The 14,280-nt window shown below is 56.4% G+C and carries 13 protein-coding genes; 3 read left to right on the top strand and 10 right to left on the bottom strand.

The annotated features are described in order from the left end of the window. Positions 1-147: 147 nt before the first annotated feature. The 3 genes from KDX30_RS20025 to KDX30_RS20035 all read right to left on the bottom strand — a co-directional run bounded on the left by KDX30_RS20025 (position 148) and on the right by KDX30_RS20035 (position 3,898). Positions 148-1,512: an aspartate aminotransferase family protein gene (locus KDX30_RS20025; protein ID WP_231677312.1), complete on the bottom strand. Its 1,365-nt coding sequence runs from the start codon at positions 1,510-1,512 to the stop codon at positions 148-150. A gap of 216 nt (positions 1,513-1,728) precedes the next feature. After that, positions 1,729-3,087 carry a glutamine synthetase family protein gene (locus KDX30_RS20030; RefSeq protein ID WP_027900697.1) on the bottom strand — a complete coding sequence of 453 codons (1,359 nt, stop codon included), beginning with the start codon at positions 3,085-3,087 and terminating at the stop codon, positions 1,729-1,731. A 34-nt stretch (positions 3,088-3,121) separates the two neighbouring features. Continuing rightward, positions 3,122-3,898: a gamma-glutamyl-gamma-aminobutyrate hydrolase family protein gene (locus KDX30_RS20035; RefSeq protein WP_231677313.1), complete on the bottom strand. Its 777-nt coding sequence runs from the start codon at positions 3,896-3,898 to the stop codon at positions 3,122-3,124. A 275-nt stretch (positions 3,899-4,173) separates the two neighbouring features. Here KDX30_RS20035 and KDX30_RS20040 point away from each other — a divergent pair, with 275 nt between their 5' ends. Beyond that, positions 4,174-5,550: a glutamine synthetase family protein gene (locus tag KDX30_RS20040; protein ID WP_099267909.1), complete on the top strand. Its 1,377-nt coding sequence runs from the start codon at positions 4,174-4,176 to the stop codon at positions 5,548-5,550. A gap of 212 nt (positions 5,551-5,762) precedes the next feature. After that, positions 5,763-6,407, top strand: a complete 645-nt coding sequence (locus tag KDX30_RS20045) for a TetR/AcrR family transcriptional regulator (protein ID WP_231677314.1) — start codon at positions 5,763-5,765, stop codon at positions 6,405-6,407. A 3-nt stretch (positions 6,408-6,410) separates the two neighbouring features. Here the strand turns inward: KDX30_RS20045 and KDX30_RS20050 are convergent, their stop codons facing one another. Then, positions 6,411-7,298 (bottom strand): LysR family transcriptional regulator, encoded by an 888-nt coding sequence (locus KDX30_RS20050; protein ID WP_231677315.1) that lies wholly within the window; start codon positions 7,296-7,298, stop codon positions 6,411-6,413. A gap of 392 nt (positions 7,299-7,690) precedes the next feature. On the opposite strand from KDX30_RS20050, the gene KDX30_RS20055 reads away from it, so the two are divergent. Further along, positions 7,691-8,536: an alpha/beta fold hydrolase gene (locus tag KDX30_RS20055; protein WP_231677316.1), complete on the top strand. Its 846-nt coding sequence runs from the start codon at positions 7,691-7,693 to the stop codon at positions 8,534-8,536. A 256-nt stretch (positions 8,537-8,792) separates the two neighbouring features. Here the strand turns inward: KDX30_RS20055 and KDX30_RS20060 are convergent, their stop codons facing one another. From KDX30_RS20060 to KDX30_RS20085, 6 genes are all read right to left on the bottom strand, one after another. Next, a complete protein-coding gene (locus KDX30_RS20060) occupies positions 8,793-9,008 on the bottom strand; it encodes a TOBE domain-containing protein (protein WP_020291765.1) in 216 nt (71 codons plus the stop codon). Between the two features lie 38 nt (positions 9,009-9,046). Next, complete coding sequence (gene ssuB, locus KDX30_RS20065; protein WP_027902266.1) at positions 9,047-9,862, bottom strand: aliphatic sulfonates ABC transporter ATP-binding protein; 816 nt, start codon at positions 9,860-9,862, stop codon at positions 9,047-9,049. After that, positions 9,859-10,656 (bottom strand): aliphatic sulfonate ABC transporter permease SsuC, encoded by a 798-nt coding sequence (gene ssuC, locus KDX30_RS20070; protein WP_027902267.1) that lies wholly within the window; start codon positions 10,654-10,656, stop codon positions 9,859-9,861. Before ssuC ends, ssuB begins: the two co-directional genes overlap by 4 nt. A 27-nt stretch (positions 10,657-10,683) precedes the next feature. Beyond that, positions 10,684-11,649 (bottom strand): sulfonate ABC transporter substrate-binding protein, encoded by a 966-nt coding sequence (locus KDX30_RS20075; RefSeq protein WP_231677317.1) that lies wholly within the window; start codon positions 11,647-11,649, stop codon positions 10,684-10,686. Positions 11,650-11,990: 341 nt separating this feature from the next. Then, the gene (locus KDX30_RS20080; protein ID WP_231677318.1) at positions 11,991-12,629 is read right to left on the bottom strand and encodes a peroxiredoxin; all 639 of its coding nucleotides are present in this window, start codon (positions 12,627-12,629) and stop codon (positions 11,991-11,993) included. A gap of 167 nt (positions 12,630-12,796) precedes the next feature. Next, a complete protein-coding gene (locus KDX30_RS20085) occupies positions 12,797-14,170 on the bottom strand; it encodes an OprD family outer membrane porin (protein ID WP_099267905.1) in 1,374 nt (457 codons plus the stop codon). Positions 14,171-14,280: the final 110 nt, after the last annotated feature.

Genomic DNA, 14,280 nt, shown 5'->3' on the forward strand with positions numbered 1-14,280 from the left:
TGTGAGGGGAGCCCGATCCGCTGTAGACAGGGGGATGCCATCTCATGTGGGAGCTGGGCTTGCCCGCGATAAGGCTGGACGCGGTTCACTTTAGATCGCGTCCAGCCTTATCGCGGGCAAGCCCGGCTCCCACAGTTCAAGACCGGCCTAACCTTGCAGCTCAGCCAACGTCAGATCCAGGCACTTGCGGGCCTTCTCGACCAACTCATCAATTTCCGCAAAACTGATCACCAACGGTGGCGCGATAATCATGGTGTCGCCTACAGCCCGCATAATCAGGCCATTGTTGAAGCAGAAGGTTCGACAAATCATGCCCGCCCCTTTACCGGTGTAACGCTCGCGGGTTGTCTTGTCCTTGACCAGCTCAATGGCCCCCAACAAGCCCACACCACGGACCTCACCCACCAGCGGGTGATCGCTCAGCTCACGTAGACGTTTCTGCAAGTATGGTGCCGTTTCCGCATTGACGCGTTCGACGATTTTCTCTTCACGCAGGATGCGAATGTTCTCCAGCGCCACGGCCGCAGCCACCGGATGCCCTGAATACGTAAAGCCGTGATTGAAGTCGCCGCCTTCGTTGAGCACAGCCACCACTTCGTCACGCACGATCAACCCGCCCATAGGGATGTAGCCTGAGGTCAGGCCTTTGGCGATGGTCATCATGTCCGGCTTGAGGCCGCAGAAGTCGCTACCAAACCACTCACCCGTACGGCCAAACCCACAGATCACTTCGTCGGCGACGAACAGGATGTCGTACTTGTCGAGGATCTCTTTGACCTTAGGCCAGTAGGTATCAGGTGGCACGATAACGCCGCCCGCACCCTGAATTGGCTCGGCAATAAACGCACCGACGTTGTCCACGCCCAGTTCGAGAATTTTCTTCTCCAGTTGCTCGGCAGCCCAGATACCGAACTCGTCCGGCGTCATGTCACCGCCTTCACCAAACCAGTACGGCTGCGGGATATGCACGATGCCCGGGATCGGCAAGTCGCCCTGCTCGTGCATGTAGGTCATGCCACCCAGGCTTGCGCCCGCGACTGTCGAGCCGTGGTAACCGTTGACCCGGCTGATGATGGTTTTCTTGTTCGGCTGGCCTTTGATTGCCCAATAGTGGCGAACCATGCGCAACATGGTGTCGTTGCCTTCCGAGCCGGAACCGGTGAAGAACACATGGTTCATGCCTTCAGGGGCGATTTCGGAGATAACTTTGGCCAACTCCAGCACCGGCGGGTGAGCCGTCATGAAGAACAGGTTGTAGTAAGGCAGTTCGCGCATCTGCTTGGCGGCTGCATCGGCCAGTTCTTCGCGGCCATAACCGATGGCGACACACCATAGGCCGGACATGCCATCAAGGATCTTGTTGCCCTCGCTGTCCCACAGATAAACCCCGCTGGAACGGGTGATGATCCGAGGGCCAACCTCTTTGAGTTGCTTGTAATCGCTGAACGGGGCCAGGTGATGCTCACTGCTCAAGGCCTGCCATTCGAGGGTTTGCGGGTTTTTGGAACTCATTACACAACTCCATATGCTTTTAGCTTGTAGTGCTTAAGAGCATCCAAGCTGGAACACGGTTTTGATGTGGGAGCGAGGCTTGGTCTGGGCGGCATTCCGACGATAAGGCTGGACGCGATTCACTTGAGTCCGAGGTGTTCTTATCGTCGGAATGCCGCCCAGACCAAGCCTCGCTCCCACAGGTCCAGCGTTCACTTCAGATCTGGGTGCCTTGTATCAAACCGCAAACAACAGGAACTCGCGTTCCCACGAACTGATGACGCGTTTGAAATTTTCGTGCTCGGCACGTTTGACCGCGACGTAGCCCTTGATGAATTTCTCACCCAGGTATTTCTCGACGGTCTTGCTGTTTTCCATGCGCTCCAGTGCATCTTCAATGGTCAGCGGCAGACGCAGGTTGCGCCGTTCGTAACCACGGCCGACGACCGGAGCGCTCGGGTTGATGTGTTCAACCATCCCAATGAAACCGCACAGCAGACTCGCGGCAATCGCCAGATAAGGGTTGGCGTCGGCGCCGGGCAAGCGGTTCTCGACACGACGGTTCTGCGGGCCGGCATCCGGGACACGTAAGCCAACCGTACGGTTTTCTTCGCCCCACTCAACGTTTACCGGTGCCGAAGTATCGGGCAGGAAGCGGCGGAACGAGTTGACGTTGGGCGCGAACAGCGGCAACAGCTCGGGGATCAGCTTCTGCAAGCCGCCGATATGCTGCAGGAACAGCTCGCTCATGGTCCCGTCTTCGTTGGAGAAGATGTTCTTGCCAGTCTTGATGTCGATGATGCTCTGGTGCAAATGCATGGCGCTGCCAGGCTCGCCCGTCATCGGCTTGGCCATGAACGTCGCTGCGACATCGTGCTTGAGGGCCGCTTCGCGCATGGTGCGCTTGAATACCAGAATCTGATCGGCCAGCGACAAGGCGTCACCGTGACGGAAATTGATTTCCATCTGCGCCGTGCCGTCTTCATGGATCAGTGTATCCAGGTCGAGATTTTGCAGTTCGCACCAGTCATAGACGTCTTCGAATAGCGGATCGAACTCGTTGGCTGCTTCGATGGAGAACGACTGACGACCCGTCTCAGGACGCCCGGAGCGCCCGACTGGCGGCTGCAACGGGTAGTCAGGGTCGTCGCTGCGCTTGGTCAGGTAAAACTCCATCTCCGGCGCAACAATGGGCTGCCAGCCTTGATCGGCGTAGAGCTTGAGGACTTTCTTCAAGACGTTACGCGGCGACAGCTCAATGGGGTTGCCCTGCTTGTCGTAGGTGTCGTGGATGACCTGCGCGGTGGGCTCGATGGCCCAGGGCACTACATAAACCGCGTTGGCATCCGGACGGCAGAACATGTCGATGTCTGCCGGGTCGAGCAATTCGTAATAGATGTCGTCTTCGACGTAGTCACCGGTTACCGTCTGCAGCAATACGCTCTCCGGCAAGCGCATGCCCTTCTCGGCAATGAATTTGTTGGTGGGAGAAATCTTGCCGCGAGTGATCCCGGTCAGGTCGGCAATCATGCATTCGACTTCGGTGATCTTGTGTTCTTTCAACCAATCGGTGAGCTGGTCGAGGTTGGTACTCATAAATACCTCAGGTGGTCAGAGTCCTGATCGCGAATCAGGCGTTATTTGACGCATCGGCGTCGCGTTGTAGTGCTCGTTTACGGCAGGCATCGCCAAACGCCTGGAAGATGACAAGGTAATCAGGGTTCGCTGTAACTTGCCACTCGGGATGCCATTGCACGCCCAGCGCAAAGCCCGGACTGCCCTGGACCGAGACGGCCTCAATCAGGCCATCGGGTGCGAGGGCCTCAACCCGCAGACCCGGTGCCAGACGCTCGATACCTTGTCCATGAATCGAATTGACGCGGATTTCACTCGCCAGCCCCAATGCATCCAGCACACCACCCTGCTGAACGCGCATGGGATGACTCGGCGCGTACTGGATTTCTACCGGTTCATTGTCGGGTTCACGATGATCCATAAAGCCTTCAGTTTCATGGACGCGCTGATGCAGGCTGCCACCAAACGCCACATTCATCTCCTGAAAACCACGGCAAATGCCTAAAACCGGAACACCGGCTGCCACGGCAGCACGAATAAGCGGTAAGGTGGTGCGGTCGCGTTCGGGATCATGAGCAGTACCCGGCGCACTGGCTGGGCCACTATAGTGGTAGGGTTCGACATTGGAAGGCGAACCGGTAAACAGCAGTCCATCGAGACTGGAAAGAATGTCAGCGGGGTCCAGCAAGGGGCCAAGTGAAGGCAGAATCAACGGCATGCCCTTGGCAGCCACTGCTACCGCGCGGACGTACTTGTCGCCAGAAACATGATAAGCATGATGACCGATCTGCTTGGTGCAGGCGGTGACGCCGATCAAGGGCAGGCGTGACATGGGACCCCCGTGTTGTTGCTGTTCTGGGTTGCAATCGAGCTTAGCCTTGTTCGTTTTTTTACACAACAGGCCTTTAGAAATCGAACAGGCACCGTGAAAGCCCCGTAATCCGTAGCCTTCCGCTGTTAAATACTTGCCCTGATTTGCGGCAAAAACGGCCTTTTTGCGCCCTTTCGGGGCAAGGGAAGGCTCTATTGACTTCATCATGGCTTTCGGATTGACTGAAACCCGTAAAGCTCGATGATTGATATTTTTAACAACAAAGGTGTTGCATCATGTCGGTACCCCCGCGTGCCGTTCAGCTTAACGAAGCGAACGCGTTCCTTAAGGAACATCCTGAGGTTCTGTACGTTGACCTTCTGATTGCAGATATGAATGGTGTGGTGCGCGGCAAGCGCATTGAACGCACCAGCCTCCATAAGGTTTACGAGAAGGGCATTAACCTGCCTGCCTCTTTATTTGCCCTGGATATCAATGGCTCGACGGTCGAAAGTACCGGCCTGGGTCTGGATATCGGTGATGCTGACCGAATCTGTTATCCAATCCCTGACACCCTGTGTAATGAGCCTTGGCAGAAGCGCCCTACCGCGCAATTGTTGATGACCATGCACGAACTGGAAGGTGACCCGTTTTTCGCTGACCCGCGTGAAGTGTTGCGCCAGGTCGTGACCAAGTTCGACGAAATGGGCCTGACGATTTGCGCCGCTTTCGAGCTGGAGTTCTACCTGATCGATCAGGAGAACGTAAACGGCCGTCCGCAACCACCCCGCTCACCGATTTCCGGCAAACGCCCGCACTCGACACAGGTCTACCTGATCGACGACCTCGACGAATACGTCGACTGCCTCCAGGACATTCTGGAAGGTGCCAAGGAGCAAGGGATTCCTGCTGACGCCATCGTCAAGGAAAGTGCTCCAGCCCAGTTTGAAGTCAACCTGCACCACGTTGCCGACCCGATCAAAGCGTGTGACTACGCAGTACTGCTCAAGCGCCTGATCAAGAACATCGCCTACGACCATGAGATGGACACCACCTTCATGGCCAAGCCTTACCCGGGCCAGGCAGGTAACGGTTTGCATGTACACATCTCGATCCTGGATCGCGATGGCAAGAATATCTTCACCAGCGAGGATCCCGAGCAGAACGCCGCGTTACGTCATGCCATCGGCGGTGTGCTCGAGACCCTACCGGCACAGATGGCGTTCCTTTGCCCGAACGTCAATTCGTATCGCCGGTTTGGTGCTCAGTTCTATGTGCCCAACTCCCCGAGCTGGGGCCTGGATAACCGTACCGTGGCCGTACGAGTACCAACCGGCACTGCCGACGCGGTACGTATCGAGCACCGTGTTGCGGGTGCCGACGCCAACCCTTATCTGTTGATGGCTTCTGTTCTGGCGGGCGTGCATCACGGCCTGACCAACAAGATCGAACCAGGCGCGCCGGTTTCGGGCAACTCTTACGAGCAGAACGAACAAAGCCTGCCCAACAACCTGCGCGATGCATTGCGGGAGCTGGACGACAGTGAAGTCATGGCCAAGTACATCGATCCTAAATACATCGATATCTTCGTCGCCTGCAAGGAAAGTGAGCTGGAAGAGTTTGAACACTCCATCTCCGACCTTGAGTACAACTGGTACCTGCATACCGTTTAAATGATGGTATGAAGCATAAAAAACGCCGCATAGCCGAGAGGTTGTGCGGCGTTTTTTTGTGTGGAGCTTTCTGCGTCTGAACCGGCCTCTTCGCGAATGAATTCGCTCCCACAGATGTGCGATGTGATCCCCGTGGGAGCGAATTCATTCGCGAAAGCATTGAATCCATCACCGCTGTACAATCTCCGCAGCCCCGCCCACGAGAACGCCACATGACCCGCCCCGTCACCTCCCGCAAACCGCGCGCAGCCAGTCAGGCCCGGATCGGCTCGATCCTTGAAGCCGCACGCGAGTTGCTGGCGGCTGAAGGTGTCGCAAGCCTGTCGATCTACAGCGTGGCCGAACGGGCACAGATTCCGCCGTCATCCGTTTACCACTTTTTTGCCAGTGTTCCCGCCCTGCTGGAAGCACTGACGGCTGATATCCACGCTGCCTTTCGCGCCAGCCTGCAAGCGCCCATCGAACACAACTCGCTCACGAGCTGGCGTGATCTGTCACGCATAGTCGAACAACGCATGCTGGACATCTACAACGCCGATGCGGCTGCTCGTCAGTTAATCCTCGCCCAGCATGGCCTGACCGAAATCACCCAGGCGGATCGTCAGCACGACATCGAACTGGGGCACTTGATGCTCGAGGTCTTTGAGCGACACTTCGCGCTGCCGGTATTACCGGGCGATGTTGACGTGTTCGCCCTGGCCATGGAGCTAGGCGACCGGGTGTACGCACGCTCGATGCAATTGCATGACGAAATCACGCCGCGCATGGCGGAGGAAGGGATGCGGGTGTTTGATGCGTATATCGGCCTGTATTTACCGCCCTGCCTGCCGAAAAGAGAGCAGCCACTGACGGCTTGATTTTCACGCAGGAGTCGGCGACTCGTCCCGGACACGCGTCAACGTCTGCGCCAGCATCTGCTGCAATGCCTGTAATACCGGATCGTGCTTGCGCTGGCTAAAACGCAACACGTTAGCCACTTCTGGCAACGGCATACTGCGCTCGAACAAATGATTGATCTCGACGCGTTTATCGACATTGCTCGCCGTCACCAACCCGATGCCCAGGCCTGCCGATATGGCCGACAACACGCCCTCAGTCGAGGGGCACTGCACCGCCACCTTGCAGCGAATACCTGCTCCCTGAAGACGATCCTGCGCCAGATTGCCGTAGAAACATCCTGCCCCGTAGGTCACGAGAGCAACCGTCGTGTCAGGGCTGTATTCCCAACCGGCAGGCACGCACCAGTTCAGCCGTTCACTCCACAGCAAGTGATCTTCAGTACTCAGCCCGTGAGCGAAATCCTGATGCAAGGCCAGATCCAGCGCGCCGTTGATCAAAGACTCGCGCAGCGCCTGACTCTGTTCGACGACGACACGAACGTCGACATTACCGTGCTGCCTGGAAAACTTCGCCAATATCGGTGACAACTGAGCGAGCGAAGCCTGCTCGGTTACGCCCAGTCGGACGGTGCCTTCAAGGGTGGATGGCGCAAACAGCGCCAGCGCTTCGTCGTGGGAATTGAGGATGCGCCGCGCATGAATCAGCAACTCGGCACCGTCGCTGGTCGCAACCAGACGCTGGCCTTCACGACAAATCAGCAGACGTCCGAGCTGCTTCTCCAATCGCTTGATCTTCCAGCTGACCGCGGACTGAGTGAGGTTCAGGCTTTCGGCTGCGCGGGTCACACTGCCCAGCTCGACAATGCTGCGTAGAGCCCGGAGTACGTCGATGGGGAGGCGTTGATTCACAATTTACCCCTGTAAACGAATTCGTCGTAGGAGCGGCTTTAGCCGCGAGAAGGCCAGTAAATTCGCCATATGCCCTTCGCCTGAAATGCCGCTCTCCCGGCTAAAGCGGAACGCCGCCCGGCCGGTCCTACGGAATAGCGCGGTCCATGTGGGAGCAGAGCTTGCTCGCGATACGGGCGATGCGGTGTGGCATCTAGACCAGGGTGTCTTTATCGCGGGCAAGCCCGGCTCCCACAGAAGATTGCGATCAATATGAGCTGGGAGCTTGCTCCATTCCGAATGCAAACATGCACATGACAAAAATCGAATTCCAGCAGCATAAGTTGTCATTGGCGTCATGAAAACCCCTTCGATACGCTGAATCCGTCATCAACGTCTCGGAGACCACGCACATGAACAACCCACTGCTCAATCATCAGGTGATCATCGAAGGGCGACGTATCGCTACTGGCTGCCACGGCGAAGGGCTGCCGGTTGTCCTGCTGCACGGCACGCCTGCGCACTCGATCATCTGGCGCAACGTTGTCCCCGAACTGGTAGCTGCCGGGCTGAAAGTGCACCTGTTCGATCTGCTGGGTTTCGGCGCCTCGGAGTTTCCGCAAAACCAGGACACGTCAGTAGCAGCCCAACGGATCCTGTTGGAACAGTTGCTGGATCACTGGGGGCTGAAGCGCACGCATGTGATCGCCCACGACATTGGTGGAGGCGTTGCGCTTCGGTTGGCGATCGAAGCACCTGAACGTTTCTTGTCCCTGACCATTGCCGATATCGTCAGCTACGACTCGTGGCCATCTGCAAGCTGGCAGCACATCCGCGCGCACTACGCAGAACATGCCGTAATGAACGCAGACGAGCATCGGCAATTAATGATCCGCCAGCTGCTTATGGCGGTTTTCAATAAAAGCATCATGGAAGGCGAGTTGCTTGAAGCTTACCTGGCACCGATCACCGGCCTCATCGGCCAGCAAGGCTTTTACAAGAATCAGGTCGCGCATTACGACTCGCGCTACACGGAAGACTTCGCGCAACGCCTGCCCGAGCTGAACATTCCGGTGCAGATCCTTTGGGGTGCCGAAGATGAATGGCAGCCATCAAGTTACGCCCACCGCTTGCACGGCGACATTCCCGGCTCGACGTTGCAGCTCATCGACAATGCGGGTCATTTTCTGATGGAAGATCAACCGCTGATGTTCGCCGAGAAGGCCAGTGCGTTTATCCACAAACACAATCTCCTGTAGCAGCTCGTGGACTATCATCAATAACCATCTGAGTTTTAGACGATTTTCTGTAGGAGTGAGCTTGCTCGCGATAGCGTCAGGTCAGATGACATCTTCTTAACAGATCTAACGCTATCGCGAGCAAGCTCACTCCCACAGACTCCTTTTTAGCAGGGCGACAGCGCTGTCTGCATGAAGGGAGGGCTCCTACAGCCATGCGCTCCAACAAAAAACCCCGGAGGGCATTCACCGTCCGGGGTTGTTTTTTGCGCATCGGTCACAGCTTGGCGATGGAAACCTCGGTGGATTTCACGAACGCGATCACTTCACTGCCTACCACCAGCTCCAGCTCTTTTACCGAGCGGGTTGTGATGACTGAAGTCACGATACCCGAAGCAGTCTGCACGTCGATTTCCGACAGTACGTCGCCTTCGACGATTTCCTTGATGGTGCCTTTGAACTGGTTACGAACGTTGATGGCTTTAATAGTCATGATGATCTTCCTGTGTGGGATTGATGGGTAACGGTCGGTTAATTGGCCCAACGCAGTTGCGTAGGCAGCGGTGAAACGGGATCAGGTTCAGGAGGCGAGCCAGGCAACGACAGCACTCGTTCGAGCACTTGCGCTTCAAGGTTGGCCAGACGATGCGAGCCGCGGGCACGTGGGCGCGGCAGATCAACCAGCAAGTCCAGGCCGATACGCCCTTCCTCGATAAGAATCACGCGATCAGCAATCGCAACGGCTTCGCTGACGTCATGGGTCACCAACAACACGGTGAAGCCATGTTTGCGCCAGAGGTTTTCAATCAGTTGCTGCATTTCGATACGGGTCAAGGCATCCAGCGCCCCCAGTGGCTCATCGAGCAACAGCAGGCGTGGTTGGTGAATCAGCGCACGAGCCAGAGCCACACGCTGCTTCTGCCCACCGGACAATGCCGCTGGCCATTCCTCGGCTCGTTCGGCCAGGCCCACCGCCTCAAGAGCTTCCAGTGCTTTACCGCGCCAGTCTCCGCTGAGACCGAGGCCGACGTTGTCGATGATCTTCTTCCAGGGCAATAGACGCGCTTCCTGGAACATGAGGCGCGTGTCTTCACGGGCGTCAGCCAATGCACCAGAACCCGCCAACAGTTGCCCGGCAGTTGGCTTGTCGAGCCCGGCCAGCAAACGCAGCAGCGTACTTTTGCCACAACCGCTGCGGCCGACCACGGCAACGAACTGCCCGGCCGGAATGTGCAGATCGATGTTCTTCAACACTTCACGGCTGCCGAACGCTTTCTTCAGCTGTTGAACCGCCAGAGGGATGCCGCGCAGCAGATGCGCGGGCTGTTGCTGTTTCAAGCTGCTCATGCGGCACCGCCTTTAGTCACTTGATAGGCCGGGTGCCAGCGCAGGCAAACGCGCTCCAGACCACGCGCAGCCAGGTCGGCCAGCTTGCCCAATATTGCGTACAGCACGATGGCCAGTACCACGACGTCCGTTTGCAGGAATTCCCGGGCGTTCATTGCCAGGTAGCCAATACCGGAGCTGGCAGAAATGGTTTCAGCGACGATCAGCGTCAACCACATAAAGCCCAATGCGAAGCGCACGCCGACCAGAATCGAAGGCATCGCCCCTGGCAGAATCACATGCCAGAACAGACCGAAGCCGGACAAACCATAGCTGCGGGACATCTCGACCAGCGCGGGATCAATGTTGCGAATCCCGTGATAAGTATTCAGGTAAATCGGGAACAAGGTGCCCAATGCGACCAGAAAGACCTTGGCGGTTTCGTCGATGCCGAACCACAGAATCACCAGCGGGATCAGCGCCAGATGAGGGATGTTACGGATCATCTGTACCGAGCTGTCCAGCAGGCGTTCGCCCCATTTCGACAGGCCGGTGATAAAACCCAGTGCCAGGCCAATGCCGCCACCGATAGCGAAGCCGACGCCTGCGCGCCAGCCGCTGATTGCCAGATGGGTCCAGATTTCACCACTGGAAACCAGATTGACGCCCGCCTCTATGACCGCGCTCGGCGCAGGCAGAATGCGGGTGGACAGCCAGCCAGCGCTGACCGACAGCTGCCAGATAGCCAGCAGCAGAATCGGCAGAGCCCAAGGCGCGAGGCGCTGGATTGTTCGTTGCGAAGCACTAGTGCTCATGGAGTTGTCTCCTCAGGGTCCGACTGATTACGGCGCTTTCGCGACGGCGGCGGGCGGCGTCCAGACCACATCCGCGATGTTCAGCGGCTTTGGAATCAACTTGAGCTGATAAAACGTATCAGCGATTTTTTGCTGCGAGGCGACCACTTGCGGCGTCAGGAACAGCGCTCCGTAGCCTTGGCGTTTGACCGACGTCAGGGTGATATCCGCAGGCAGACCGAGCAGAGGAGCAACCTGTTTGGTCACCTCTTCGGGGTGAACCTTGGACCACTCCCCTACCGCGCGAACTTCTTCAATCAGCGCCTGAACGACTTTCGGGTTTTTCTGAGCATAAGGCTTGGTCGCCAGATAGAACTGGTGGTTATCCACAATCCCGGTGCCATCGCGCAGGGTTTTCGCTTGCAGTTGTTGCTCGGCAGCTGACTGGTAGGGATCCCAGATAACCCAGGCATCAACGCTGCCACGCTCGAATGCCGCGCGGGCATCGGCTGGCGGCAGGAACACAGTCTGGATATCGGTGTATTTCAGGCCAGCATCTTCAAGGGCTTTGACCAACAGGTAATGCACGTTGGAGCCTTTGTTGAGGACGACTTTCTTGCCTTTGAGCTCTTTGACGGAAGTGATCGGTGAGTCCTTGGGTACCAGAATCGCTTCGCTGGTCGGCGCGGGAGGCTCGTAAGCGACATACACCAGATCAGCACCCGCGGCCTGGGCAAACACCGGCGGCGTTTCGCCCGTCACACCAAAATCAATGGAGCCGACGTTCAGACCTTCAAGCAATTGAGGGCCACCGGGAAACTCGGTCCATTGCACTTGCACGCCTTGCTCGGCCAGACGCTTCTCCAGCGTGCCTTTGGCCTTGAGCAGCACCAGCGTGCCGTACTTCTGATAACCGATACGCAAGGTCTCGGCCTGTGCCTGGGTGACAGCGCCGAAGGCGACCGCTGCGGCAAACAGAGCGACCAAACCTTGACGCAAAATAGCTGTGCGCATGGCGCGCTCCTTTGCTAATTCAGTGGCACCTGCTGGCCCGTTGGCGGACGAGTAAGGTGTGAGGGTTTTGTTGAATTGCAGTGACCATATCAGTGATTTTTTATATCCATAAATCTTATTTTTTCATTTGGTTATTCTTTAAATGCATATGAAGGGATTGCATGATTTTTGTGGGAGCAGAGCTTGCTCGCGATAGGACTGGACGCGATTGACCTGATATCTGTGCCGCCCTTATCGCGAGCAAGCTCTGCTCCCACAAGGGGATCCAGTGTTATTCGAGACATATAAAAAAGGGCCGACGAATCGGCCCAAGCTAACCCCATCTGTCGTGGAAGGGTGATTCAGCGATTAGGCTGTGGCGTCAGACGCAGGTACGGTTTGACGGCTCTATAGCCTTTTGGAAAGCGTTGCTTGATCTCGTCTTCATCCTTGAGCGAAGGCACGATCACCACGTCATCACCGTCGACCCAGTTAGCGGGCGTGGCGACTTTGTGGTTGTCGGTGAGTTGCAAGGAGTCGATGACCCGCAGAATCTCGTTGAAGTTACGCCCGGTACTGGCCGGATAAGTGATGGTCAGACGCACCTTCTTGTTCGGATCAATCACGAACAGAGAACGCACGGTCAGGGTTTCACTGGCGTTGGGGTGGATCAGATCGTACAGCTCGGACACCTTGCGATCCGCATCGGCCAGGATCGGGAAATTGACTCGGGTGTTCTGGGTTTCGTTGATGTCGTCGATCCACTTCACGTGGGAATCGACTGGATCCACAGAGAGCGCAATGGCCTTCACGCTGCGCTTGGCAAACTCGTCCTTGAGCTTGGCGGTGAAGCCCAATTCGGTGGTGCAGACCGGGGTGAAGTCAGCGGGGTGGGAGAACAACACGCCCCAGCTGTTACCCAGCCATTCGTGAAACCGGATACGACCTTCGCTGGAATCCTGTTCAAAATCAGGGGCGATATCGCCAAGTCGCAAGCTCATGGATGTGGCTCCTTGTTGTGATGTTTGCTAATTCATTGAAGCCACTCTGCGCCCCTTCGTTAGAAATTAAAAAGAATAGATAACGCTTTGAATATAGCGTTTGGAGATATCAAATTTCAGGCAAAAAGAACCCCGCCGAAGCGGGGTTCCTTTTCAACTGACCAGGCTTATTTGAAAGCGTAGGTGTAGTTGAAGATCAAACGAGTTTGATCGGTATCGGTTGCGCCGTTCAGACCAGCATCGGCACGGTACGAACCATGACGCAGTGTAGTACCGAAGCCTTTCAATGGACCGCTCTGGATCACGTAGTCAACGCGCATATCGCGTTCCCACTGAGAGTAGTCGTTGTTGCGGGTAGCATTGGTGTTGCCACGAATGTCATCGCCATGCAGGTAAGCGATTGCGGCTTTCAGGCCCGGAACGCCTACACGTGCGAAGTCGTAGGAGTACTGACCGAAGGTAGTGTTGGTACCAGCACGGTTAAAGCCATCGACCATGGAGTCAGTGAAGAGGTAGAAGCTCGAACCACCGTTACCTTCGTTGCGACCGCGGTCATTGGTAAGGCTACCCTGGTTCAGGAAGACCATACCGCCGTCATCACCGACTTGCTGGTGACCGACCATCAACGCGTGACCACCCAAGGCGTAGGTGAACATTGCGGACCAAGTGCTGTTGTCAACCTGGCCAGCATTTTTGGCGTAACCGCTGTTGTTGTTGAAGCGATAACCAGCGGTAGCGTCGTCGTTCTTGCCGTCAGCACTGCTGTTGAAGTAGCGGAGGTCTGTCTTGAAGGACTGATCTTCACCCAGTGGCAACACGTGCACCAGACCCAGGAAGTGCTGTTTGTAGAAGTCTTCCAGGTTGGCGAAGTAGTACTGCAAAGTCAGGTCTTTAGTGACTTTCCAATCAGCGCCCGCGAAACGGAAGTGATCGCTTTCTTCAGTTGCGCCGTTAACGGACAACCCTGTCCAGTTGCTCGACGCACGGCCAATGGTCTTGTCCAGTTGGCCAGCGGTGAAGGTAACACCTTCCAGCTCTTTAGAAGTTACGATGCCGCCTTGAAAGGCAGATGGCAGCAAACGACCATCGTTCGAAACGAGAATTGGCAGGTTCGGTGCCAACGCGTTACCCAGACGAAGTTCGGTTTTCGAGAAGCGAGCCTTGGCGTTACCGCCAATACGAGTCCACTCGTCAACGGATTTAGCAGTAGCGTTACCGTCTTTGGTTGCAAAGTCTTCACTAGGAGTGATAGCACCGTTAACGCCGTGATGACCGCGACCACCGTCAAGGTGAATACCAACCAATGCCTGCAAGTCCAGACCAAAGCCAACAGTGCCCTGGGTGAAACCGGACAGGTAGTCGAATTTCAAACCAGTTGCTGTTTCTTCGGTACGGTTGCCAGTGCCTTCACGTGGGTCGCTGTTGAAATACAGAGTACGCGAACTAACGGACGCTTTGCTGTCTTCAATAAAACCTGCTGCACCGGCCTGCTGAGCCATAACGCCGAAGGCTACAGCCATGGCCAGAGTGGACTTCTTCATGAATCGCTCCTCGTGAATCTTAATTTTTTATAATTTCTGGTGCCGAGGCCCTGGGACGCTCTGACCCAAAAATTTACGGTTAGCGCTAAACCCGACCGAAGCCAATGGTT

This window comes from Pseudomonas quasicaspiana, from assembly GCF_021147825.1.
Classification (GTDB): domain Bacteria; phylum Pseudomonadota; class Gammaproteobacteria; order Pseudomonadales; family Pseudomonadaceae; genus Aquipseudomonas; species Aquipseudomonas quasicaspiana.

What these genes read in the sequence shown, in the direction of transcription:
- KDX30_RS20040 (WP_099267909.1), top strand. Translation starts at nt 4,174, where the DNA reads ATGTCGGTACCCCCGCGTGCCGTTCAGCTTAACGAAGCGAACGCGTTC.
- KDX30_RS20075 (WP_231677317.1), bottom strand. Translation starts at nt 11,649, where the DNA reads ATGCGCACAGCTATTTTGCGTCAAGGTTTGGTCGCTCTGTTTGCCGCA.
- ssuC (WP_027902267.1), bottom strand. Translation starts at nt 10,656, where the DNA reads ATGAGCACTAGTGCTTCGCAACGAACAATCCAGCGCCTCGCGCCTTGG.
- KDX30_RS20085 (WP_099267905.1), bottom strand. Translation starts at nt 14,170, where the DNA reads ATGAAGAAGTCCACTCTGGCCATGGCTGTAGCCTTCGGCGTTATGGCT.
- KDX30_RS20080 (WP_231677318.1), bottom strand. Translation starts at nt 12,629, where the DNA reads ATGAGCTTGCGACTTGGCGATATCGCCCCTGATTTTGAACAGGATTCC.
- KDX30_RS20035 (WP_231677313.1), bottom strand. Translation starts at nt 3,898, where the DNA reads ATGTCACGCCTGCCCTTGATCGGCGTCACCGCCTGCACCAAGCAGATC.
- ssuB (WP_027902266.1), bottom strand. Translation starts at nt 9,862, where the DNA reads ATGAGCAGCTTGAAACAGCAACAGCCCGCGCATCTGCTGCGCGGCATC.
- KDX30_RS20030 (WP_027900697.1), bottom strand. Translation starts at nt 3,087, where the DNA reads ATGAGTACCAACCTCGACCAGCTCACCGATTGGTTGAAAGAACACAAG.
- KDX30_RS20055 (WP_231677316.1), top strand. Translation starts at nt 7,691, where the DNA reads ATGAACAACCCACTGCTCAATCATCAGGTGATCATCGAAGGGCGACGT.
- KDX30_RS20045 (WP_231677314.1), top strand. Translation starts at nt 5,763, where the DNA reads ATGACCCGCCCCGTCACCTCCCGCAAACCGCGCGCAGCCAGTCAGGCC.
- KDX30_RS20025 (WP_231677312.1), bottom strand. Translation starts at nt 1,512, where the DNA reads ATGAGTTCCAAAAACCCGCAAACCCTCGAATGGCAGGCCTTGAGCAGT.
- KDX30_RS20060 (WP_020291765.1), bottom strand. Translation starts at nt 9,008, where the DNA reads ATGACTATTAAAGCCATCAACGTTCGTAACCAGTTCAAAGGCACCATC.